The organism is Kluyvera sp. NPDC087067, from assembly GCF_044745165.1.
In the GTDB taxonomy this organism is placed as follows: Bacteria; Pseudomonadota; Gammaproteobacteria; order Enterobacterales; family Enterobacteriaceae; genus Kluyvera.
Genome location: NZ_JBIUZS010000005.1, coordinates 1 through 23,628 on the forward strand (window position 1 = coordinate 1; position 23,628 = coordinate 23,628).

Annotated in this window: 19 protein-coding genes; 3 read left to right on the forward strand and 16 right to left on the reverse strand. The window is 53.9% G+C overall.

Features of this window, described 5'->3' with window-relative positions; genetic code table 11:
- Window positions 1–366 precede the first annotated feature (366 nt).
- Window positions 367–1,734: a glycoside-pentoside-hexuronide (GPH):cation symporter gene (locus ACIPDS_RS13810; RefSeq protein ID WP_400736793.1), complete on the forward strand. Its 1,368-nt coding sequence runs from the start codon at window positions 367–369 to the stop codon at window positions 1,732–1,734.
- A 77-nt stretch (window positions 1,735–1,811) separates the two neighbouring features.
- Here ACIPDS_RS13810 and ACIPDS_RS13815 read toward each other — a convergent pair whose 3' ends face one another.
- The 3 genes from ACIPDS_RS13815 to glpE all read right to left on the reverse strand — a co-directional run bounded on the left by ACIPDS_RS13815 (window position 1,812) and on the right by glpE (window position 3,869).
- The gene (locus ACIPDS_RS13815) at window positions 1,812–2,570 is read right to left on the reverse strand and encodes a DeoR/GlpR family transcriptional regulator (protein ID WP_166515432.1); all 759 of its coding nucleotides are present in this window, start codon (window positions 2,568–2,570) and stop codon (window positions 1,812–1,814) included.
- Between the two features lie 17 nt (window positions 2,571–2,587).
- Complete coding sequence (gene glpG, locus ACIPDS_RS13820; protein ID WP_400736796.1) at window positions 2,588–3,418, reverse strand: rhomboid family intramembrane serine protease GlpG; 831 nt, start codon at window positions 3,416–3,418, stop codon at window positions 2,588–2,590.
- Window positions 3,419–3,539: 121 nt separating this feature from the next.
- A complete protein-coding gene (gene glpE, locus ACIPDS_RS13825) occupies window positions 3,540–3,869 on the reverse strand; it encodes a thiosulfate sulfurtransferase GlpE (protein WP_166515430.1) in 330 nt (109 codons plus the stop codon).
- 202 nt (window positions 3,870–4,071) lie between these two features.
- Between glpE and glpD the strand changes: the two genes are divergently transcribed.
- Window positions 4,072–5,580, forward strand: coding sequence for a glycerol-3-phosphate dehydrogenase (gene glpD, locus ACIPDS_RS13830; protein ID WP_400736801.1), 1,509 nt, complete (start codon window positions 4,072–4,074; stop codon window positions 5,578–5,580).
- Window positions 5,581–5,883: 303 nt separating this feature from the next.
- On the opposite strand, the gene ACIPDS_RS13835 is transcribed toward glpD, so the two are convergent.
- The 9 genes from ACIPDS_RS13835 to asd all read right to left on the reverse strand — a co-directional run bounded on the left by ACIPDS_RS13835 (window position 5,884) and on the right by asd (window position 18,839).
- Window positions 5,884–6,306: a hypothetical protein gene (locus ACIPDS_RS13835; RefSeq protein ID WP_400736804.1), complete on the reverse strand. Its 423-nt coding sequence runs from the start codon at window positions 6,304–6,306 to the stop codon at window positions 5,884–5,886.
- 78 nt (window positions 6,307–6,384) lie between these two features.
- A complete protein-coding gene (locus tag ACIPDS_RS13840) occupies window positions 6,385–6,885 on the reverse strand; it encodes a hypothetical protein (protein WP_400736807.1) in 501 nt (166 codons plus the stop codon).
- Window positions 6,886–7,127: 242 nt separating this feature from the next.
- The gene (locus tag ACIPDS_RS13845) at window positions 7,128–7,751 is read right to left on the reverse strand and encodes a hypothetical protein (protein WP_400736810.1); all 624 of its coding nucleotides are present in this window, start codon (window positions 7,749–7,751) and stop codon (window positions 7,128–7,130) included.
- 288 nt (window positions 7,752–8,039) lie between these two features.
- Window positions 8,040–10,487 (reverse strand): glycogen phosphorylase, encoded by a 2,448-nt coding sequence (gene glgP / locus ACIPDS_RS13850; RefSeq protein ID WP_400736813.1) that lies wholly within the window; start codon window positions 10,485–10,487, stop codon window positions 8,040–8,042.
- Window positions 10,488–10,504: 17 nt separating this feature from the next.
- A complete protein-coding gene (gene glgA / locus ACIPDS_RS13855) occupies window positions 10,505–11,938 on the reverse strand; it encodes a glycogen synthase GlgA (protein WP_400737605.1) in 1,434 nt (477 codons plus the stop codon).
- A complete protein-coding gene (glgC, locus tag ACIPDS_RS13860) occupies window positions 11,938–13,233 on the reverse strand; it encodes a glucose-1-phosphate adenylyltransferase (protein WP_400736816.1) in 1,296 nt (431 codons plus the stop codon). Before glgC ends, glgA begins: the two co-directional genes overlap by 1 nt.
- 80 nt (window positions 13,234–13,313) lie before the next feature.
- On the reverse strand, window positions 13,314–15,290 hold the full coding sequence (gene glgX / locus ACIPDS_RS13865) for a glycogen debranching protein GlgX (protein ID WP_400736819.1): 1,977 nt from the start codon (window positions 15,288–15,290) through the stop codon (window positions 13,314–13,316).
- A gap of 2 nt (window positions 15,291–15,292) precedes the next feature.
- On the reverse strand, window positions 15,293–17,479 hold the full coding sequence (gene glgB, locus ACIPDS_RS13870) for a 1,4-alpha-glucan branching enzyme (protein WP_400736822.1): 2,187 nt from the start codon (window positions 17,477–17,479) through the stop codon (window positions 15,293–15,295).
- Window positions 17,480–17,732: 253 nt separating this feature from the next.
- A complete protein-coding gene (gene asd, locus ACIPDS_RS13875) occupies window positions 17,733–18,839 on the reverse strand; it encodes an aspartate-semialdehyde dehydrogenase (RefSeq protein ID WP_166515421.1) in 1,107 nt (368 codons plus the stop codon).
- A gap of 233 nt (window positions 18,840–19,072) precedes the next feature.
- Here asd and ACIPDS_RS13880 point away from each other — a divergent pair, with 233 nt between their 5' ends.
- The gene (locus tag ACIPDS_RS13880) at window positions 19,073–19,666 is read left to right on the forward strand and encodes a YhgN family NAAT transporter (RefSeq protein WP_166515420.1); all 594 of its coding nucleotides are present in this window, start codon (window positions 19,073–19,075) and stop codon (window positions 19,664–19,666) included.
- Window positions 19,667–19,794: 128 nt separating this feature from the next.
- Here ACIPDS_RS13880 and gntU read toward each other — a convergent pair whose 3' ends face one another.
- The 4 genes from gntU to ACIPDS_RS13900 form a co-directional block, all read right to left on the reverse strand.
- A complete protein-coding gene (gene gntU / locus ACIPDS_RS13885; protein ID WP_166515419.1) occupies window positions 19,795–21,135 on the reverse strand; it encodes a gluconate transporter in 1,341 nt (446 codons plus the stop codon).
- Complete coding sequence (gene gntK, locus ACIPDS_RS13890) at window positions 21,132–21,665, reverse strand: gluconokinase (RefSeq protein ID WP_166515418.1); 534 nt, start codon at window positions 21,663–21,665, stop codon at window positions 21,132–21,134. Before gntK ends, gntU begins: the two co-directional genes overlap by 4 nt.
- A gap of 147 nt (window positions 21,666–21,812) precedes the next feature.
- Window positions 21,813–22,808 (reverse strand): gluconate operon transcriptional repressor GntR, encoded by a 996-nt coding sequence (gene gntR / locus ACIPDS_RS13895; RefSeq protein ID WP_153741995.1) that lies wholly within the window; start codon window positions 22,806–22,808, stop codon window positions 21,813–21,815.
- A 102-nt stretch (window positions 22,809–22,910) separates the two neighbouring features.
- The gene (locus tag ACIPDS_RS13900; RefSeq protein ID WP_400736828.1) at window positions 22,911–23,606 is read right to left on the reverse strand and encodes a pirin family protein; all 696 of its coding nucleotides are present in this window, start codon (window positions 23,604–23,606) and stop codon (window positions 22,911–22,913) included.
- Between the last annotated feature and the right edge of the window lie 22 nt (window positions 23,607–23,628).

Genomic DNA, 23,628 nt, shown 5'->3' on the forward strand with positions numbered 1-23,628 from the left:
AAGAAAAACAGCGCCAGACGGCGCTGTGGGTGGTCGTGCCTGCAATCCGTGACTGCGGGAAATAAAAATGCTTGCAGGCGATAACAGTATCTACACTCTCAGCAGAGCCTGATAAGGTATAGCCACCGTAAAGCAAAGCAGCACAAACAGTAGGCCTGATAAGGCGTAGCCGCCATCAGGCAAAGCAACACAAAAAGTAGGCCTGATAAAGCATAGCCGCCATCAGGCAAAGCAACACAAAGAGATAGCTACGTCACAATAGAGAATTAACGTAACCGTAAAGCGAAAAATTAGAATACTCAGCCTTAGAGCCACCTTTTATAAATGATGTCGTATGTTGGCACGTAATAATAAAAAGGTGACCCTATGTCGGCATTAACCGGAAAAATTAGTAACACAGAGAAGTTTGGTTTTGGTTTGGGCGATGCCGCAAGCCATATCGTCTTCGACTCGTCGGTGGCCATTCTGGCCTATTTTTATACCAACATTTATGGTTTGCCCCCGGCCGTCATGGGAACTTTATTTCTCGTCGTCAGGGTGCTTGATGCCATTACTGACCCCATTATGGGCGCCATTGCCGATCAAACTAAAAGCCGCTGGGGACGTTTTCGCCCGTGGCTGTTAATCATTTGCGTACCGTTCGCCGTGAGTTGCGTTTTGGTTTATTCCACACCTGCCTTTGAGCAAACGGGGAAAATTGTTTACGCCGTCGTCGCCTATATTTTTATGACGCTAATGTACACGGCGATTAATATTCCGTATTGCTCGTTAGGCGCCGCCATTACTGCCGATCCGAAAGAAAATTTGTCGCTGCAATCCTGGCGCTTTGCCGTTGCGCCAATCGGTGGTGCGATGGGTACCGCCCTTATCCTGCCACTCGCCGACTTTATCGCCCCTGGCGACAGAGCCAGCGGTATGCAATGGGCGATGGGTATTTTTGGCGCGATTGGTTGCGTGATGTTCCTGATTTGTTTTATGACCACGCGTGAACGAATTACGCCGGTCAAAGAAGAAAACCTGAATATTTTACGCGATGTGCGCATTTTGATGAAAAACGATCAGTGGCGGATATTGTCGATATACAACCTCGCCATGCTGTGTGGCGTCGTCGTGCGCGGCAGTCTGCTGGTCTATTTCGTACAATATATTCTGAATCAAGGCAGCAGCATTATTTCAATGTTTATGCTGGCAACCACCGTGGCCGCCGTAGTCGGTAGCCTGGCGGCTAAACAGCTCGGTAACAGAATGTGTAAAATTCGTGCCTCGGTATGGATCAATATCCTCAGTGCTTTATTAGGATTAGCATTCTTAATCCTGCCGGCTAATTATTGGATCCCGGCATTTATCGTGCATATTATCCTTAATATTTTGCAGGGTATTAATGCGCCGTTGCAGTGGTCGATGATTACCGACGCGAATAATTATGGTGAATGGAAAACTCAGCGTCGTATTACCGGAATGAACGTCGCGGCAAATATCTTCATTATTAAACTGGGTGTCGCCATTGGCGGAGCGTTAACCGGTTGGGGCCTGGCCTTCTACGGTTATCAGGCGGGGGTTGAGCAGCAGTCAGCAGAAGCTATCCGCGGGGTGTTAATTCTGTTCACGGTATTGCCGGCTATTTTCTACCTGATTACGGCGATTTCAATTCGCTACTATCGCCTGACCGAAGAGCGCATGAACGCTATCGTAACCGATTTGAGTCAGGGCAAATTCCAGCAGCAGATGTCATAAACAGGGTAGCCCGGCCGAGCGCAGCGACGCCGGGAATTCCCCGGAGTCGGCGTTAACGCGCCTCGTCCGGGCTACGTTTAGCACAGCTCCAGCTGCACTTCGTTTTCGGCAATCACCTGCATCACGCCCGGCGGTGGCAAAACGTCGGTATATACCGCGTCGACCATGCTGATGCTGCCCATATTCACCATCGCATTACGACCAAACTTCGAATGGTCAACCACCAGGATCACGTGCCGGGAGTTATCGATAATCGCGCGCTTGGTGCGCACCTCATGGTAATCAAACTCCAGCAGCGAGCCGTCGCTATCAATGCCGCTAATCCCCAGAATGCCGTAATCCAGGCGGAACTGGGAAATAAAGTCCAGCGTCGCCTCACCAATAATGCCGCCGTCCCGGCTACGCAGCTCGCCACCGGCAAGAATGATACGAAAATCATCTTTGACCATCAGCGTGTTGGCTACGTTAAGGTTATTGGTGACGATCCGCAGATCGCTATGATTGAGTAAGGCGTGGGCGACGGCTTCAGGCGTAGTGCCGATATCAATAAACAGCGCAGAACCATTGGGAATCTGGCTTGCCACCTTGTGCGCGATGCGCTCTTTCTCGGCAGTCTGCGTCGCCTTACGATCGTGCCAGGGGGTGTTCACGGCGCTGGACGGCAGCGCCGCACCGCCGTGGTGGCGCAGGATTTTTTTCTGGTCAGCAAGGTCATTCAGGTCACGACGAATCGTCTGCGGACTTACCGAGAAATGCTCCACCAACTCTTCCGTGCTCACATAGCCCTGTAGTTTTACCAGCTCGATTATCGCGTCATGACGTTGTGTTTGTTTCATGATAAGTCCCTGGAAAATTATGCTCGTTTTCGCACATTGTGCGTATCGACGAAGGCCATCGCCAGACCAATCACCAGCCCGGTGACATGCGCGCCGTTCGCAATCGACATCCCTAAAACATCAAACCACCCGGCGACCAGCCAGACCAGCGAGAAGATAATCAGCCCACGCGGCAGGAAGATGCCGCTCTGCGGGTCGCGCTCGCCGCGCAGCCAGGCGTAGCCCATTAACGCATAAACAACGCCGGACAACCCGCCAAACCATGGGCCGCTGAACTGGTGCTGAATAAAGCCACTGAGCAGCGCGCTGATAAGCGTAATGACCACCAGCTTGCCGCTGCCAATGCGTTTTTCCACCGCGCCGCCGAGGTACCACCACCATAGCAGGTTGAAGAGGATATGAACGAAGGAGAAATGCATTAAGGCGTGGGTAAAGTAGCGCCAGGCCTCAAATTTCAGCGAATCATCGTACGGCCAGGCAAGGAGCAACATCACCGGCTGGTCGCCAATCGCGCTCATCAGGATAAACACCAGAATACACGCGACCATCACGGTTAACGTCACCGGACCCGCGCCCGCTTTCAATGTTTCCAGGAAAGGGAAGCGACGGTAGTGCAGACCGCTATTGGTTTGCCCTGATTGCCAGCTGGCGGCGAGATAGCGCGGGTCGGCAGGATTGGCGAGAAAACGTTCCAGCTCTTCACGAACGCGCATCTCCTGCGACGCATCAGAAAGCCAGACATCACTACGCTCATGCTGCTGGATTGTCAGAATAACGCCCTGCGTCGCCATGTAATCCACAAAGGCCTGCGCCACGCGAGGGTTAGTAAAAGAGGTGATCATCAACATACAGCAGGTCGCTTATCTTCCACACAAAAGAGGACAGTATACCCTAACCCAGACGGATACGTTGTAGCGGCGAGCATAACCGCCTACAAAGAGGCGGTTTCAGGTCGGTGGAGACGACGGGTTAAATTACCGCGTGCTCAACCTCGGCGGGGAAGTGACGATGCCAGGCATCAAAGCCACCATCCACGCTGTAAACCTTGTCATAGCCTTGTTGCAGCAGGTACTGGGCAGCACCCTTACTGCTGTTGCCGTGGTAGCACATCACCATCACCGGCGTTTCAAAATCGTTATCGCGCATAAACGCGCCCAGCGTGTCGTTGGTTAGATGAAACGCGCCCGGCGTATGCCCAACGGCATAGCTCTGCGGGTCGCGAATATCCACCAGTACCGCCGAGCTTTGCTGCAGCTTCTGGTGCGCCTGTTCTACGTTGATACATTCAAACTGATCCATGGTGTTCTCTTAATCGTAATGGCAGGTGTCTTACAGACGACATTTTACCGCCAAGTGTACGTCTTCAGGCCACATAAACGCCAATATGTTATGTACATCACTCTAAATTGTTTTTTCTATGTTACCAAAAGCGCGTTTACTTGCTATTATGAGCGTTATCGAACATTAATGAGCTATAACGAAAGTCCCTGAGGTAGCAATAATGGAAACCAAAGATCTGATTGTGATAGGTGGCGGTATCAACGGTGCAGGCATTGCGGCGGATGCAGCAGGGCGCGGATTATCGGTGCTAATGCTGGAAGCCAGAGATCTGGCCTGTGCCACCTCCAGCGCCAGCTCCAAGCTCATCCATGGCGGCCTGCGCTACCTGGAACACTACGAATTCCGTCTGGTTAGCGAAGCGCTGGCCGAGCGTGAAGTGCTGCTTAAAATGGCCCCGCATATTGCCATTCCCATGCGCTTTCGACTGCCGCATCAACCGCATCTGCGCCCGGCGTGGATGATTCGCACCGGGCTGTTTATGTACGATCATCTCGGCAAACGTACCAGCCTGCCCGCGTCGAAAGGTGTGCGCTTTGGCACAGATTCCGTTTTGAAACCAGAAATCGTGCGCGGTTTCGAATATTCCGACTGCTGGGTTGACGATGCCCGTCTGGTATTAGCGAACGCCCAGATGGTGGTGAAAAAAGGCGGTGAAGTTCGTACCCGTACTCGTGCCATCTCCGCAAAACGCGAAAATGGCCTGTGGATTGTTGAAGCCGAAGATATCGATAGCGGTGAAACTTTCCGCTGGCAGGCGCGCGGCCTGGTCAACGCCACCGGCCCATGGGTAAAACAGTTCTTCGATGATGGTATGCATTTGCCATCGCCGTACGGCATTCGCCTGATTAAGGGCAGCCATATTGTGGTGCCGCGCGTGCATACGCAAAAACAGGCCTACATTCTGCAAAACGAAGATAAGCGCATTGTGTTCGTGATCCCGTGGATGGATGAGTTTTCCATTATCGGCACCACCGACGTTGAGTATCAGGGAGATCCCAAAAACGTCGAGATCGATGAGAGCGAAATCAGCTATCTGCTGAAGGTCTACAACAGCCACTTTAAAAAACAGCTGGCTCGTGAAGATATCGTCTGGACTTACTCCGGCGTCCGTCCGTTATGCGACGATGAATCCGACTCACCGCAGGCTATCACCCGCGACTACACGCTGGATATTCATGATGATCACGGCAAGGCCCCGCTGCTGTCGGTATTTGGCGGTAAGCTCACCACCTATCGAAAACTGGCGGAACATGCGCTGGAAAAACTGGCGCCGTACTACCACGGTATTGGCCCGGCGTGGACCAAAGGTGCCGTGCTTCCCGGCGGAGAGATTGGCAGCGACCGTGACGATTACGCCGCGAAACTGCGCCGCCGTTATCCCTTCATCAGTGAATCGCTGGCTCGCCACTTTGCCCGCACCTACGGCAGCAACAGTGAGCTGATTATCGGCGACGCACGCGATATTGCCGGGCTGGGCGAGGACTTTGGTCACGAGTTTTATGAAGCCGAGCTGCGCTATCTGGTTGAACACGAATGGGTTCGCCGTCTGGATGATGCTATCTGGCGCCGTACTAAGCAGGGAATGTGGCTCAATGCAGAACAGCAGTCGCGAATTAGCGAATGGCTGGTGAAAACGCTGGGAAAGTCTGAACTGTCACTGGCGTCGTAGGTTTATCAGACTGAGCTACAGATTGGCGAACACGTCGCCCGGGGAGGCCTGGCGCTTATCCCGGCGGCGCTGCGCTTGGCCGGGCTACATAAGTACGAGAGCGTAGCCCGGGCGAGCAGAATGCGACCCCGGGGGCTCGGTGCTCATCCAGGCGACGCTGTACCTGGCCGGGCTACATAAGTGCGATAACGTAGCCCGGGCGAGCAGAATGCGACCCCGGGGGGCTCGGTGCTCATCCTGGCGACGCTGTGTCTGGCCGGGCTACAAATGTGCAACAATGTTTGCCAGGCTATATCCGCCGCATTACTGGCTTAGGCTGGCGACTTGATTCCCGTTCTTGTCTTTGAAGCTCTTATTTCCACTGGAGTCTGTTCTGGAGGTTCCCGCAATATTGCCATGGTTATCACGATAGGTCGTGACACCGCTTGAGTCCGTTTTTGCCGTACCTCTCACGTTGCCATTATTGTCGCGGTAGGTCGTTTCACCGCTGGAACTGGTATTCGCCCTGCCCCGACTATTGCCGTTTCTATCCTTGTAGGTGACTTCGCCACTGGAACTCACTGAAGACGATCCCTGTTGATTACTATTGTGATCGCGGTAGATTTTATTGCCATAGCTGTCTTCCCTTACCGATCCCATCGAATTTCCCTGTGCGTTGCGGATAGTATCCGCGAGCGTTGGGGTCGTCAGTAAGCAGCATAAAACCGCTAGTACTACCATTTTCATTTTCACCAACCTTTCTCCCTGTATCTGTATTTAGTAGTCGATTTCTGTGGCTTAATTAACGGCAAATCATCCGCACTATTATTTTTCTGCTGGGACCTTGCGAATAAGCTCTAATTTATTATTCTTCACCACATAATATTTTCTAAAGGCTTCCCCGTTTTCCATAGTTTCGTCAGTCACTAACAAACGGTTATTTTTATTCAAATAAACAATTTCTTCGCCGATAGACTCAGGTTGCTCAGATGTGCCCGCCTCATAAGTCTGAAATGCGGTATCCAGCGCGCGCCCAGTACGCTTATTGATAAAAGCTACGACATGGCAACCTGAGCTCCCGCAACCCCATTCTGTCATGGCATATTCCCCAGCAAAAACCGTCTCGTTAGATAAGGCTTGTTTAAAGCGCGTGCGGAACATATTGGTAAACCCATCCGAACGATCTACGCTCGTTACCGTCTCACCGTGATATAGCTTTGCAGGATAATCTTTGCCATCTGGTAAAGCCTCTGCCGCCAGGCTTAGCGTAGAGGTCATTCCTAGAAATAGGATTGAGGTTAGAAGCACAATGATCGGTTTTTTCACAACGAATATCTCCCTGAAATAATGAAATGAGCCACATGGCGAAGTTAAGCGAACCAATTAAACGTAGTACTTTGTATTTCCGTTATAAATAATGAGAGCACTCCCTTTGCCAGGCCTCATCGTGTAATTTGCATTGCATCATTTTACTGCGGCACCTTAATTAACGGCACATACCCCACATCTTCTACCAGCCTTTGTCCCTGCGGGCTTAAAAACCAGTAGCGTGAAATCTTTATCGCCGTTCATCTTTGTTGCGTAACGTGAACAACGTTATCGGAGCGCAGCTTCGCCTGCCATCCCGCCACCAGCGTGAGTATTGCCATTAATGACACTATACCGAGACGAAAATGACGCCCATCTTTCGTTGCCACACTGCGGCGGCGCTGCCAGTAGTAGCCAAAAGTAAAACCAACCTGGGCGCAGACAGGGATCAGCATCATCCCCCAATAATACCGACAGAGCAGGGCAATCAGGTCAATTCCCCACCACGGAACGGAATAGAGCAAAAGATAGATGTAAGCTTCGTCCTCAAAGTTATATTGCGTGTACTGCATCATCCCCACCCAGGCAGCCAGCACCAACAGCGCAGGTACCAGCAATAGGCCGTGCCGTAAGGGGGTATTGTGTGCTGGCCTCGTGAACCTCGCCCAGCATCGACCGATAAGACACATCAACATTAAGCAGCAGACAGCGAAAAATAGCAGCGTGATGTCCTCTTTCGTAAAACGCGCAGCCAACGCGGGCGAATAATGACCCAAAGCATAAATCGCCCCTTTGCCACACACGAGGACAATAAAAGCGACGCCATGCGCCAGCAATGGAATGCCGATAAACGCCAGCAGCAGCGTACGGATTGTGGTCTTCATTTTATTGCGCCGGATTGCGCCAGTATGGGGACACCGAAGAAAGCCATAAGGACAGACAGAAATAAAGGGGTGACTCTTTTCATTTAACGGATCCGCTATTCCCTGCGAGGCTCCGAGTATAAAAGATATCAACCGGTAATCCGCCCCGGCACTTTTCTGAAATTAAGCGGTTGTGAGAACGAAGCTCGACTCCCGGCGGCGCTGCGCTTGGCCGGGCTACATAAGTGCGAGAACGTAGGCCGGGCGAGCACGGGAAAAGAAACGGGGCCGATTGGCCCCGTTTCTTTTTTACAACCTTACCGGCTCGATATGCCAGATATTCTCGGCATACTCCTGAATCGTTCGGTCGGAGGAGAAGTAGCCCATGTTGGCGATATTATGCATCGCTTTGGTGGTCCACTCTTCCGGTTCACGATACAGCTCATCTACCTTGTCCTGACAGTCAACATAGCTGCGGAAGTCTGCCAGCACCTGGTAGTGGTCACCGAAGTTAATCAGCGAATCCACCAGGTCACGGTAGCGTCCCGGTTCACCAGGGCTGAACACGCCGGTACCAATTTGCGTCAGTATCTGGCGAAGTTCTTCATCCTGTTCATAGTAGTCACGTGGGCTATAGCCCTGACGGCGCAACTCCTCAACTTGTTCAGCGGTATTGCCGAAGATAAAGAAGTTATCCGCGCCAACGTGTTCTTGCATTTCGACGTTGGCTCCGTCCAGCGTGCCGATGGTTAACGCGCCATTGAGCGCGAATTTCATATTACTGGTGCCGGAAGCTTCCGTCCCCGCCAGCGAAATCTGCTCAGAAAGATCCGCTGCCGGAATAATCACCTGGGCCAGGCTCACGCTGTAGTTTGGAATGAACACCACTTTGAGCTTGTCGCCAATCTGCGGATCGTTGTTGATCACATCCGCTACGTCGTTTATCAGGTGAATAATATGTTTCGCCATGTAGTAAGCCGATGCGGCTTTACCGGCAAAAATATTCACACGCGGCACCCAGTTCGCTTCCGGGTCTGCTTTGATGCGATTGTAGCGAGCGATCACGTGCAGTATGTTCATCAACTGACGTTTGTATTCGTGAATACGCTTAATCTGGACATCGAACAGGGCGTGAGGATTCACCACCACATCCAGATTCTGGGCAATTAACGCTGCCAGACGCTTTTTATTTTCAAGCTTAGCGTGATGCACCGCCTGATTGACCTTCGGATAATCAATATGCTGTTCCAGCTCTTTAAGCTGGCTGAGATCGGAACGCCAGGTTTGGCCGATGTTCTCATCCAGAACGTCAGAAAGCGCCGGGTTCGCCAGCGCCAGCCAGCGCCGCGGCGTGACGCCGTTGGTGACGTTGGTGAAGCGCATCGGGAAGATGGCGGCGAAGTCAGCGAACAGTGACTGCACCATCAGGTTCGAGTGCAGCTCAGAAACCCCATTTACCTTCTTACTGACTACCACCGCCAGCCACGCCATGCGCACGCGACGGCCATTGGACTCATCGATGATGGAAGTGCGGCTCAACAGGGCGGTGTCGTTCGGATACTGCTCCTGCAAGGTCTTCAGGAAGTAGTCATTAATCTCAAAGATAATTTGCAGGTGGCGCGGCAGGATTTTACCCAACATATCCACCGGCCAGGTTTCCAGCGCTTCGCTCATCAAGGTGTGGTTGGTGTAGGAGAACACCTGGCAGGCGACCGAAAACGCCTCATCCCAGCTGAACTTATGCTCATCAATCAGCAGACGCATCAGCTCAGGAATCGACAGCACCGGATGGGTATCGTTTAAGTGAATAGCAATTTTATCCGCCAGGTTGGCATAGGTTTTATGCAGCATGTAGTGGCGGCTTAAAATATCCTGCACCGTTGCCGATACCAGGAAATACTCCTGACGCAGACGCAGCTCGCGCCCGGAATAGGTGGAGTCGTCCGGGTACAGCACGCGCGACACGTTTTCCGAGTGGTTTTTATCTTCCACGGCGGCGAAGTAGTCGCCCTGGTTAAATTTACCGAGGTTGATCTCGCTACTGGCCTGGGCGTTCCACAGACGCAGCGTGTTGGTGGCATCGGTATCGTAGCCGGGGATGATTTGATCGTAGGCGACCGCGAGGATCTCTTCGGTTTCCAGCCAACGGCTGGCTTTGCCTTCCATCTGCACGCGTCCGCCAAAGCGAACTTTATAGCGCGTGTTGTGGCGCGGGAACTCCCACGGGTTGCCGTATTCCAGCCAGTAGTCCGGCGACTCTTTTTGACGACCGTCGACGATGTTCTGCTTGAACATCCCGTAGTCATAGCGAATCCCGTAACCCCGCCCCGGCAGCGCCAGGGTGGCTAACGAATCGAGGAAACAGGCCGCCAGACGGCCTAAACCGCCGTTACCTAAACCGGGGTCGTTTTCCTCATCAATCAGCTCTTCGAGGTCAAGGCCCATCCCTTCCAGCGCGTTTTTGACATCGTCATACAGCCCTAACGATAACAGCGCATTAGAGAGCGTACGGCCAATCAGAAATTCCATCGACAGATAGTAAACCTGGCGCGTTTCCTGGGAGAGCTGGGCGCGGTTTGACCGCAGCCAACGCTCAACCAGACGATCGCGAACGGCAAACAACGTGGCGTTTAGCCACTCGTGTTTGTTGGCGATAGCCGGATCTTTCCCGATGATAAACATCAGCTTATAGGCAATTGAGTGTTTCAGTGCCTCAACGCTGAGCGTCGGTGATGCATAAGTAAAAGGTGCATTCATAAATAAGATCCCCGTAATTAGACCAGGCGTTGATACAGCTCGCGATAAGAGTGCGCGGCTACCTGCCAGCTAAAATCCATATTCATCGCCTGGCGCTGAACATAGCGCCAGAGTGAAGGACGAGACCATAGTACGAAAGCACGGCGTATCGCTCTGAGCAGCGACCAGGCATTGCTGTCCTCGAAGACAAAACCGCTGGCAATACCATCGGCCAGATTCTCCAGCGAACTATCTGCCACGGTATCTGCCAGGCCGCCGGTACGGCGAACCAGCGGCAGCGTGCCGTATTTCAAACCATAAAGCTGGGTCAGGCCGCAGGGTTCAAAGCGGCTCGGCACCAGGATAACGTCCGCGCCGCCAATGATCCGGTGCGAGAACGCTTCGTGATAGCCAATCTGCACCCCAACCTGCCCCGGATGTTCCGCAGCAGCGGCAAGGAAACCTTGCTGCAATACCGGATCGCCTGCGCCTAACAGCGCCAGCTGGCCGCCCTGCTCCAGCAGGCCCGGCAGTGCTTCCAGCACCAGATCCAGCCCTTTCTGGCTAGTCAGGCGACTGACCACCGCAAACAGCGGCGCGGTGTCGCTGACTTTTAGTCCCATCGCCACCTGTAGCTGGCGTTTGTTTTCAGCCTTCAACTCTAACGTATCCCGGCCATAGCTTGCGGGCAGCAGCAGGTCTTTTTCAGGACTCCAGATAGTGTCATCCACACCATTGAGGATCCCCGACAGACGGCCTTCATGGTGACGCTGACGCAATAGACCTTCCATCCCATAGGCGAACTGCGGTTCCGTAATTTCCCGCGCGTAGGTTGGGCTCACCGCCGTGATATGGTCAGCGTAATAAAGCCCCGCCTTCAAAAATGAGATCTGTCCGTGAAACTCCAGCCCATGCATGTTGAAAAAGTCCCACGGAAGCTGGATTTCCTCCATATGGTGGCCGTAGAACAGCCCCTGATACGCCAGGTTATGGACGGTAAATACCGATTTAGCCGGGCGACCGCGTGCCGCCAGATAAGCCGGTGCCAGCCCCGCGTGCCAGTCATGCGCATGTACCACGTCCGGGCGCCAGAACGGATCCAGTCCACAGGCCATTTCACAGCCCACCCAGCCGAGCAGCGCAAAGCGCTTCACGTTATCGGCATAGGCATTCTGGTTGCTATCGTGATACGGGCTCCCTGAGCGATCGTAGAGATGCGGCGCATCAATCAGGTAAATCCCCACGCCGTTATAGCGGCCGTACAGCAACGTCATGTGCCCGGCAAACGTGTCGCGGCGGGCAACGACTTTAGCGTCCGGGATGCCGCGACGGATGTCGGGGAACGCCGGTAGCAGTACGCGAGCGTCAATGCCCTGGGCAATTTGTGCGGCTGGCAGCGCGCCAAGCACATCCGCAAGTCCACCCGTTTTTAATAACGGGAACATCTCAGAACAAACGTGTAAGACTTGCATCATCGCTCCTGTTTGTACCCAAGCTGGCGCAGCATTTCGCGCGTCACCAGCACAATCCCCTCTTCCGACCGGTAGAAACGACGCGCATCTTCTTCCGCATCCTCACCAATCACCATCCCTTCAGGGATCACACAGGCACGGTCTATCACGCAGCGACGCAGACGCGAGGAGCGTCCAACCCAGACGTCCGGTAATAAGACTGCCGAATCAATATTACAAAATGAGTTCACCCGCACCCGAGGGAACAGCACCGACTGCACCACCACCGAACCCGAAATAATACAGCCGCCGGACACCAGCGAGTTCAGGGTCATGCCATGGCTGCCCGAGCGATCCTGCACGAATTTCGCCGGCGGCAGGGATTCCATGTGGGTGCGAATCGGCCAGTGCTGGTCATACATATCAAGCTCTGGGGTCACAGATGCCAGGTCGAGGTTGGCTTTCCAGTAAGCCTCAAGCGTCCCCACATCACGCCAGTAAGGCTCAGACTGCGGGTCAGACTGTACGCAAGACAGTGGGAAAGGATGTGCATAAGCCGCGCCAGCTTTGGTAATTTTAGGAATTAAATCTTTGCCAAAATCGTGGCTGGAGCTTTCATCGTTGTCATCTTGCTCCAGCAGCTCATAAAGATAATCTGCATCAAAGACATAGATACCCATGCTGGCGAGAGATTTGGTCGGGTCACCCGGCATTGCCGGTGGATTGGCCGGCTTTTCAATGAAGTCGACGATCCTTTCATTCTCATCTACCGCCATGACGCCGAACGCCGGTGCCTCTTCAATGGGCACAGGAATGCACGCCACGGTGCAGCGCGCGCCTTTTTCGACATGGTCGATAAGCATGCGCGAATAATCTTGTTTGTAGATATGGTCACCTGCCAGGATAACCACATATTCCGCTTTGTAGCGGCGAATAATGTCGAGGTTCTGCGTCACCGCATCCGCGGTACCGCGATACCAGTTTTCTCCGTGCATCCGCTGCTGAGCAGGCAGCAGATCGACAAACTCGTTCATCTCTTCGCTAAAGAATGACCATCCGCGTTGGATATGCTGTACCAGCGTATGCGATTGATACTGAGTGATAACGCCAATACGGCGGATCCCTGAGTTCAGACAGTTCGACAACGCGAAGTCGATAATTCGGAATTTGCCACCAAAGTGGACGGCGGGTTTGGCGCGTTTATTGGTGAGATCTTTCAGTCGCGAACCGCGTCCGCCTGCCAGAATCAGGGCGACAGATTTGATAGGTAACTGGCGAGCCAGCATTAAGGGATCGTTGTGTTCTAGCCTAACCATGATTAACTCCTTTTGTTGCTCGTCCTTCCGGGGAATTTTGTTATCCCTACGCAATCGTAAGGTTCCGGGTAGTTCAGAGACTATGACCTTTGAAATACGCACACTCCGTGCGCGGGCCCATGCCAGACAGCCATGACCACCGGAGCATCCTCTCCGGTGAACGGAGGAACGGCGCGCCATTCCCCCTCAGGTAACGTGATACTGGCTTCGTTTTGCGTTGCGTTAAGCGTAATAAGCCAATCATTGGAAAGCAGGATCTGTATCCGGCGCACGCCTTGCTGCCATTCGAAGGCAGACAACGGTTGTGCATCCTGATTCAGCCACTGAACGTTGCCATCGCCTTCCTGCCACCAGTTGTCATCCGTGAGCGCCGGAATTTGCTGGCGCAGGTGAATTAAGGCGGCGGTAAAGTCGGTGAGCGCCGTATCCGCTGTTTCCCAATCAAGCCAGGTCAACGCGTTGTCCTGACAATAGGCATTATTGTTACCTTGCTGGCTGTGACCGTGTTCGTCACCCGCCAGCAACATTGGCGTTCCCTGTGATAACAGCAACGTGGTGAGCAGCGCCTGAACGCTTACCCGCCGACGAGCCATGACCTCCGGGCTCCCTTCCAATCCTTCTTCACCATGATTGTTGCTATGGTTGTTGTGACTCCCATCGCGGTTCTCTTCACCGTTAGCGTCATTGTGCTTGCTGTTAAAGCTGACACAGTCACGCAGGGTGAATCCGTCGTGTGCGGTCACCAGATTAATGGCGGCGCCAGGATGACGTTCCTGATGCTGGTATATGTCGCTGGAGGCGGCGAAGCGTTGGGCAAATTCACCCAGCGATATCGACTCCTCAAGCCAGAAGCGACGCATGCCATCACGGAAACGGTCATTCCATTCACCAAACGGCGGCGGGAAATTTCCCACCTGATAACCCCCCACGCCAACATCCCAGGGTTCAGCAATCAGCTTCACCGTGGAGAGCACGGGGTCTTGAAGTATAGACTTAAATAGCGGGGCGTCCTGGCGATAGTCCGGCGTGCGCCCCATTACCGACGCCAAATCAAACCGGAAACCATCCACGTGGCAGATATCCACCCAGAACCGCAGACTCTGGCGAGCGTATTCAACCACGCCCGGATGGCTCAAATTCAACGTGTTACCGCAGCCGGTCCAGTTTTGATAATCGCCATCATCCCTTAACCAATAATAGCTGCGGTTATCAATCCCACGCAGAGATAGGGTCTGACCATGCAGATCCAGCTCGGCGCTGTGGTTTAACACCACGTCAAGAATCACTTCTATGCCGGCCTTGTGCAGCGCCTTAACCGCATCACGAAACTCATCCAGCTCCTGCCCCGGCTGGCTGGCGTAACGTGGCGAGAGCGCGGACAGGGCCAGCGGGTTGTAGCCCCAATAGTTTTTCAGACCGATATGCTGCAAGCGCGGCTCATCGGAGAAGTGGGCGACCGGCAGCAGCTCCAGCGCGCTGATGCCTAGCCGCTTGAGGTAGTCAATCATCACCGGATGACCGAGCGCTTTGTAAGTGCCGCGGATCTCTTCCGGCAGCCCAGGGTGACGGTAGGTCAGCCCCTTAACATGCGCTTCGTAGATGACCGTCTTACCCCATGGGGTGCGCGGTGGCGCATCATCCTGCCAATCATAATCCAGGCAGGCGACGACCGATTTCGGCGCAATATCTGCCGTGTCGCGCACATCCGGCGCGTCATAACCGCCATGAAAATGCGGATCGTCCTGCGCTTCGCCTTCGGCGCAAAAACAGCAGGGATCCAGCAGAAGCTTGGTCGGATTAAAACGGTGTCCCTGATGCGGCTCCCACGGGCCGTGTACACGGTAGCCGTAGCGTAAGCCGGGGCGCGCGTTGGGCAAATAGCCGTGCCAGATATCACCGCTACGTGCGGGGAGGTCGTAACGCATTTCATCGCCCTCGGCATCAAATACGCAAAGCTCCACTCGCTGTGCATGGGCGGAGAAGAGCGTGAAATTCACCCCCTCTCCATCAAAACTTGCGCCCAGCGGCGCGGGTTTTCCTACAGCGAGTTGATGCATGATTAATCCCCTTCCCGAACCAGCCAGACGGTGGACAGCGGCGGCAACGTCAAGCTCAGCGACTGTGGGCGGCCATGGCTTTCGATGTCGTCGCTACGTACCTCACCACCATTACCCGCATTGCTGCCGTGATAATGACCAGAGTCGGTATTGAGCACCTCACGCCAGCGGCCCGGCTGATTAATACCGAAGCGATAGCCATGACGTAGCACCGGGGTAAAGTTGCTGACGACAATAATTTCGTTGCCCGCCTTATCACGGCGAACAAAGGCAAATACCGAGTGCGCTTTGTCATCAACCACTAACCACTCGAAGCCCAGCGCATCGAAATCCAGCTCATGCATGGCTTTGTGATGACGATAGGTGTGGTTCAGGTCACGCACCAGACGCTGCACGCCGTTGTGCCAGTTATCGCCCCCTTCCAGCAGATGCCAGTCGAGGCTGCCGTCAAAGTTCCATTCGCGGCCCTGAGCAAACTCGTTACCCATAAACAGCAGCTTCTTACCCGGGAAAGCAAACAGCCAGCCGTAGTAGGCGCGCAGGTTGGCGAACTTCTGCCACGCATCGCCAGGCATGCGATCAAGAATCGATTTTTTGCCGTGAACCACTTCATCATGCGACAGCGGCAATACGAAGTTTTCGGTATGGTTGTAAAGCATTCCGAAAGTCATTTTGTCGTGATGATATTGGCGATGAATCGGGTCGAGTTTCATGTAATCGAGGGTGTCGTGCATCCAGCCCAGATTCCACTTATACCAAAAGCCCAGCCCGCCCATATCACAAGGACGGGAGACGCCCGGGAAGTCCGTTGACTCTTCCGCCATGGTGACCGCACCTGGCACCTGTTCGCCCAGCACACGGTTGGTATTGCGCAGGAATTCAATCGCTTCAAGATTTTCGCGACCACCGTATTCGTTCGGGATCCATTCACCCTCTTTACGAGAGTAGTCGCGGTGAATCATTGACGCCACCGCATCGACGCGAAGCGCGTCAATGCCAAAGCGTTCCACCCAATACAACGCATTACCCACCAGGAAGTTACTCACTTCACGGCGGCCGTAGTTGTAAATCAGGGTATTCCAGTCCTGATGGTAGCCTTCACGCGGGTCGCTATGTTCGTACAGATGGGTGCCGTCAAATTCGGCCAGCGCAAAATCGTCCGACGGGAAGTGCCCAGGCACCCAGTCAAGGATCACGCTGAGCCCAGCGGCATGCGCCGCCTCGATAAAGTAGCGGAAATCGTCGCGGGTGCCGAAACGGCGGGTTGGCGCATACAGCCCGGTCGGCTGATAGCCCCAGCTACCGTCAAACGGGTGTTCGTTAATTGGCAGCAGTTCCAGATGGGTGAAGCCCATCCATTTGGCATACGGAACGAGTTGGTCCGCCAGCTCGCGGTAGCTCAACCAGAAATTGTTGTCTGTGTGGCGACGCCAGGATCCGAGGTGTACCTCGTAGATCGAGATGGCGGCATCAAGCTGATTGGCCTTTTTGCGCTCTTCGGTCTGCACGACCTTCGGCGGTAGGCTGCAAATCAGCGAGGCCGTGTCCGGGCGCATTTGTGCTTCTAAAGCATAGGGGTCAGCCTTGACGCGCAATGCGCCATTGGCATCGATCATCTCGAACTTATACAGCTGGCCATTGTGGGCTCCGGGGATAAACAACTCCCAAATCCCCGACTCACGACGCAGACGCATCGGATGACGGCGACCATCCCAGTAGTTAAACTGACCAACCACCGACACGCGTTGGGCATTCGGTGCCCAGACGGCAAAGCGTGTTCCGGTGATACCGTCCATCGTGTCCGCGTGAGCGCCCAGCGTTTCGTAGGGGCGCAGGTGTGTCCCTTCGGAGAGCAACCATGCGTCCAAATCCTTAAGCAGTGGGCCAAAGCTATAGGGATCATCAATAAGATTCTGTTGACCGTGCCAGACGACAGCCAACTGATAACGGAAGAAATTTTTACGGCGCGGCAGGATGCCACAAAAGAAACCGCGAGCATCTACACACTCCAGCTTGCCGATTTTACGCCCGGTTTTAGGTTCAATCACCCATACGTCGGTCGCGTCAGGCAGTAATGCCCGGACTTCCAGTCCTGATTCCGTTCGGTGCATCCCCAGTACAGAGAAAGGGTCGGCAAAATGACCTGCAATCAGCGCGTTAATCACGTCTCTATCAATACGATCGGACATGCTTCATCATCCTTTGTTTTTTTGTGTCGCCTCAATCCACTGTAAGTGGCGACATTTGTGACTCGAACGGTGCAGCACAAAGAAGAGTGCTCTTTTAACTCCATTCAACCTTTAATGAAGGCGATAGACCTTAATTAAAGCATAGCCAACGCTTTACCTTACTCCTGGGATAAAATTAAACATCTCTGCGTTTACTCCTTGTATTACGCAAAAAAAAGGGATGGTCTTCCACCCCTCATCAATGAACAAATGTTTACGCCAGCTGGCGCAACATACGACGCAGCGGTTCCGCAGCGCCCCATAGAAGCTGGTCGCCAACGGTAAACGCTGATAGGTACTGTGGCCCCATATTCAGCTTACGCAAGCGCCCAACCGGCGTGGTCAGGGTGCCGGTGACGGCGGCTGGCGTTAATTCACGCATGGTGATTTCGCGGTCATTTGGAACCACTTTTGCCCACGGGTTGTGTGCCGCAAGCAATTCTTCCACAGAACTTATGGAAATATCTTTTTTCAATTTCAGGGTGAATGCCTGGCTGTGACAACGCAGCGCGCCGACGCGCACGCAAAGACCATCAACCGGGATGACCGACGAGGTGGCGAGAATTTTGTTGGTCTCGGCCTGGCCTTTCCACTCTTCACGGCTCTGGCCGTTATCGAGCTGTTTGTCGATCCATGGGATAAGGCTGCCTGCCAGCGGTACGCCGAAGTTGTCTACGGCGAGATCTCCACTGCGGGTCAGGGTGGTAACTTTGCGTTCGATATCAAGAATAGCGGATGCAGGATTAGCCAGTTCGCTGGCAACGTGGTCGTGCAGTTGGCCCATCTGGGTCAGCAGTTCACGCATATGACGCGCACCGCCGCCGGAAGCCGCCTGGTAAGTTGCCACAGAGGCCCACTCCACCAGATCGTTTGCAAACAGGCCGCCCAGGGACATCAGCATCAGGCTGACGGTACAGTTGCCGCCCACGAAGGTCTTCACGCCATTGTTCAGGCCGTCGGTGATCACCTGCTGGTTTACCGGGTCGAGGATGATAATGGCGCTATCGTCCATACGCAGTGAGGAGGCCGCATCAATCCAATAACCCTGCCAGCCGCTTTCACGAAGCTTCGGATAGATTTCGTTGGTATAATCGCCGCCCTGACAGGTGACAATAATGTCGAGGGCCTTCAGCGCCTCAAGATCGTAAGCATCCTGAAGCGTACCTCCACCGTTGCCGCCAAAGGTTGGCGCAGCTTGCCCTAACTGGGAAGTGGAGAAGAAGACCGGGCGAATGGCGTCAAAATCGCGCTCTTCCACCATGCGTTGCATGAGTACAGAGCCGACCATCCCGCGCCAGCCGATAAAACCAACATTTTTCATAGCGTATTTTCCTGCAGATATGTGTGCTGTTTATGCTTGCCAGTGCTACTGGCGATCCCATCACATTACAAAAAGCAGCTAAAGTCGCAAGTGAAATTAATCAATGATTGTGTCGCAATCAGAAATGCAACTTATCCCCCTACGATGGGGAGCACATTTACCCGCGTCAAAATCCGTGATTCGGGTGATGTGTAAAGCAGAAAGTCCTTAACGATTATCAAGGAATTTGAGTAATGAGTGATATCTTTTCCGCCGCTGTTTTATTGATCCTGATTATGGATCCACTGGGTAATTTACCCATTTTCATGTCAGTGCTAAAACACACGGAACCCAAGCGCCGCAAGGCGATCATGATACGTGAGCTTTTAATCGCACTTCTACTCATGCTGATTTTCCTCTTCGCTGGAGAGAAAATTCTGGCGTTTTTAAACCTGCGTGCGGAGACGGTTTCTATCTCCGGCGGCATCATATTATTCCTGATTGCCATTAAGATGATTTTCCCCAGCGCCAGTGGAAATAGCTCCGGTCTGCCTGCGGGTGAAGAACCGTTTATTGTGCCGCTTGCCATTCCCTTAGTGGCCGGGCCGACACTACTGGCAACATTAATGCTGCTGTCACATCAATATCCCAACAATTTGTCACACCTGGTGATTGCGCTGCTGATTGCCTGGGGCGGCACAGTGGTGATTTTGCTGCAGTCGTCGCTGTTCTTGCGTCTGCTGGGCGAGAAGGGAGTGAACGCGCTTGAGCGTCTGATGGGGCTGATTCTGGTGATGATGGCAACCCAGATGTTCCTGGATGGCATTCGGATGTGGATGAAGGGATAAAACTATTTGGCCGGGCAATTGCCCGGCCAAATATATAGTTTGTAGGCCTGATAAGCGCAGCGCCATCAGGCGGTCTGGCACACATTGCCGGATGGCGGCTTTGCCTTATCCGGCCTACAAACGATGCATCAGCTTAATAACGTAAACGCCACCATACCAACAATCGCACCCACCGTACCAAGGATGGTTTCCATCATGGTCCAGGTTTTCAGCGTTTGGGCTTCGGTCGCGCCGGTAAATTTACCGAACAGCCAGAAGCCTGCGTCGTTCACGTGGCTGACCACGATAGAGCCGCCGCCGATACAGATAGACAGTGCCGCCAGCTGAGCGCCGTTGTAATGCAGCTGTTCAATCACCGGCATCACCAGACCCACCGCGGTCAGACAGGCGACCGTTGCGGAACCCTGAATAATACGCACAGCCGCAGCGAGGATAAAGCAGGTCAGCGCGATAGGCAGGCCCATCCCGGTTAATGCTTCACCCAACGCAGGGCCCACGCCAGAGTCGACCAGCACCTGCTTGAACACGCCGCCTGCACCAATAACCAGCAGAATGATGCCCGCCGGTTGCAGCGCATGACCGCAGATTTCCATAACCTTGTCTTTCGCCATGCCCTGACGGAACGCCAGACCATAAATCGCTACCAGACAAGCCACCAGAATCGCCGTGAACGGGTGACCGATAAATTCGAACCACTGATACACTTCAGAGCCTTCCGGCACAAAGCGCGCAGCAACGGTTTTCAGCCCTACCAGCACCAATGGCAGCAGGATCAGCGCGAGGCTAAAGCCAAAGGATGGCATTTTGCCCTCGCCCAGGTGCGGCTCGGTGACATCTTCAGGAATACTCAGCTCAACGTAACGGCTGATGAAATTGCCCCACAGCGGCCCGGCAATGAGCATGCCCGGGATGGCAGCACACAGGCCAATCAGAATCATCCAGCCGAAGTCAGCGTGCATCTGGGAGGCCAGCAGCATTGGCGCAGGCCCTGGCACCAGGAACGCGGCGGCTGCCGCTACACCGGCAAACAGTGGAATAACAAGCTTAACCAGGTTGGTCCCGGTATGGCGCGCCATGGAGAACGCCACGCTAATCAGCAACACGATAGCGACTTCAAAGAACAGCGGCAGCGCGCAGATAAGACCGGCCAGACCAATCGCATAATGCGCGCGGCTGTGACCAAACGATTTGAGCATTTTGACGGCAATCTGATCGACCGCGCCGGTTTCATGCAGGATTTTGCCGAACATCGCGCCCAGTGCGACCACAATCGCCAGGAAGCCCAGCGTGCCGCCCATGCCTTTTTCCATGGTCGCCGCGATTTTAATCAACGGCATACCGGAGAACAGGCCTGCGCCAATAGAAACGACCATCAGTGCCAGGAAGGCGTGCATACGCGCCTTCATGACCAAAAACAGCAGCAGGAGTACGGAACCCACCGCGGTTAAAACGAGTGTTAAAGTTGTCACGCGATACGGCCTTTGTTAATCACTTCAATCGTGCTGTCGATAACGCCCTCCAGCGGCTGATCGATATCAACCACCAGCACGTCACGTTCGTCAGCGTCCGGCTCTTGCAGGGTTTCGAATTGGGTCACCAGCATCTGAGTTTTGAAGAAGTGGCCTTTACGCGCCTTCAGGCGGCTTTCAATCACCTCAAAATCACCTTTCAGATAGACGAAAGAGAGATTCGGGTTACCTTCGCGCAGAATGTCGCGGTACGCTTTTTTCAACGCAGAGCAGACAATCAGCGACACTTTGTTGGTACGTTGCATCGCGAAAGCGGCATCATTCAGGGCTTGCAGCCACGGTTTGCGATCGTCGTCGTTCAGCGGTTCGCCGGAGGACATTTTGACGATATTGCGACGCGGATGCAGGAAGTCGCCGTCCAGAAACGCAGCATTCAAACGATGCGCAACTTCGCTGGCAACCGCAGATTTACCGCTGCCAGAAACGCCCATCAGTACATAGACGTGGTGATCGTGGTTTGTCGTGCTCAAGGCGTCCTCCTGTTGGGCACTAAAGAATTGTTACGGGTAACAGTTATCGGTAACATTGTCCTGCCGGGCTAGTGGATAAGCAATAACCATTCGTGCCGGAAGGGAGTGCTAAGTGAATTTGTGTGATCTAGTTCAAAGTTGTTAGGGCTAAATAGATCCACCCGGTGACAACGTGAAACCTAAATCTAACATTTTAGGGGTAACGGTCTCGCCACGGATACGGGCCAACAACCGCTCTGCGCCAATGCGGCCCATGCGTTCACGCGGCGTCAGCACGCTGGCGAGACGGGGCTCCATCACCTGGCCAATGTCATGACCATGGAAACCCGCAATCGCGATATCGTCGGGAATTTTCAGCCCCAGACGCTGGCATTCAAACGCTGCGCCGACCGCCAGGTCATCGTTGGTACAAAAGATACCGTCAAGCTGTGAGAATTCACGTCGCGCCTGACGCATCAGTTCAATCCCCGAGGTGTAGGAAGAGGACTGCTCAACCATCACGCTGTACGGCGTTAAACCGGCATCCAGCATCGCCTGCTCGTAGCCCTTTTGTTTGATGATAGTACGTTCGTCGAGACGAGCGCCTAAATAGGCGATATGCCGATGTCCACGAGCAATAATCGCCGCCGTCATCTGGCGCGCGGCTTCGTAGTTATCAAAGCCGACCGCAATGTCGAGGCATGGGGACTGGCTGTCCATCAGTTCCACCACGGGGATCCCAGCCACTTCAATCATCTTCAAGGTGCGGGGAGTATGCGTGCGTTCGGTGAGGATAAGACCGTCGATATTCCACGAGAGCATCGATTCCAGACGTTCCTGCTCCATCTCCGGTTTGTAGCCATAGTGCGCAAGCATTGTCTGGTAACCGTAAGCGTCGGTGACGCTTTCCACGCCGCGCAGCACTTCTGCGAAAACCTGGTTGGTCAGTGACGGTAACAGTACGCCGATAGCCCGGCTGGTGGAATTGGAGAGAATATCGGGAGCCCGATTGGGAATGTAACCCAGATCGTCAAGAGCCGCCGCAATTTTACCGCGCAACGCCACGGAAACCTGTTCCGGGTTACGTAAAAAACGGCTAACCGTCATTTTGGTCACGCCAACGCGATCGGCAACATCCTGAAGTACGGGTCTTTTCTTTTTCATCGTCCAGAGGCAAACAAAGGTGAAATATTGCTGAAGTTTACCACGGAGATGACGCAACCTCCCCGCAAGATTGGGGAGGTTGCGTTAATTATTTACGCCGGATCAAACTGGCGGCAGATCGAAGAGTAAAATTTCGCTTTCGCTGTCGGCATGCACCGAAATCGCCTGCTCGTCCCAAATCGCCAGACCATCGCTGGTGGTAGCTTTGGTGCCATTAATAGAAACTTCACCTTTTACGACCTGAATCCACACGCGGCGGTCAGCGGCAATCTGGTGAACCGACTGTTCGTTTTTCGCCAGCGCCCAGCGGTACAGCTCCATGTCCTGATACACTTTCAGCGAACCTTCACGCGCATCCGGCGACAGCACCAGCTGTTTACCCTGCGCGGCGTCAAAGCGACGCTGTTCGTAGCGCGGCGTGATGCCCGTTTTCTCTGGGATAATCCAGATTTGGTAAAGGTGCAATTTGTCGGTCGCACTTGGGTTGTACTCAGAGTGACGCACCCCGGTGCCCGCACTCATAATCTGGAACTCACCCGCCGGAACCTGTTCTTTGTTGCCCATGCTGTCCTGGTGCTCAACTGCGCCTTCCAGAACGTAGGTCAGGATTTCCATGTCTTTATGCGGATGGGTACCGAACCCCTGCCCTGCATCAATCACGTCATCGTTAATGACGCGCAGCGCGGAGAAGCCCATGAAATTGGGATCGTAATAGTCAGCAAATGAGAAGGTATGCCAGGAGTCCAGCCAACCATGATTTGCGTGACCACGTTCGTTTGCTTTGCGTAAGAAAATCATTTGCTACCCCCTCATGTTTTCG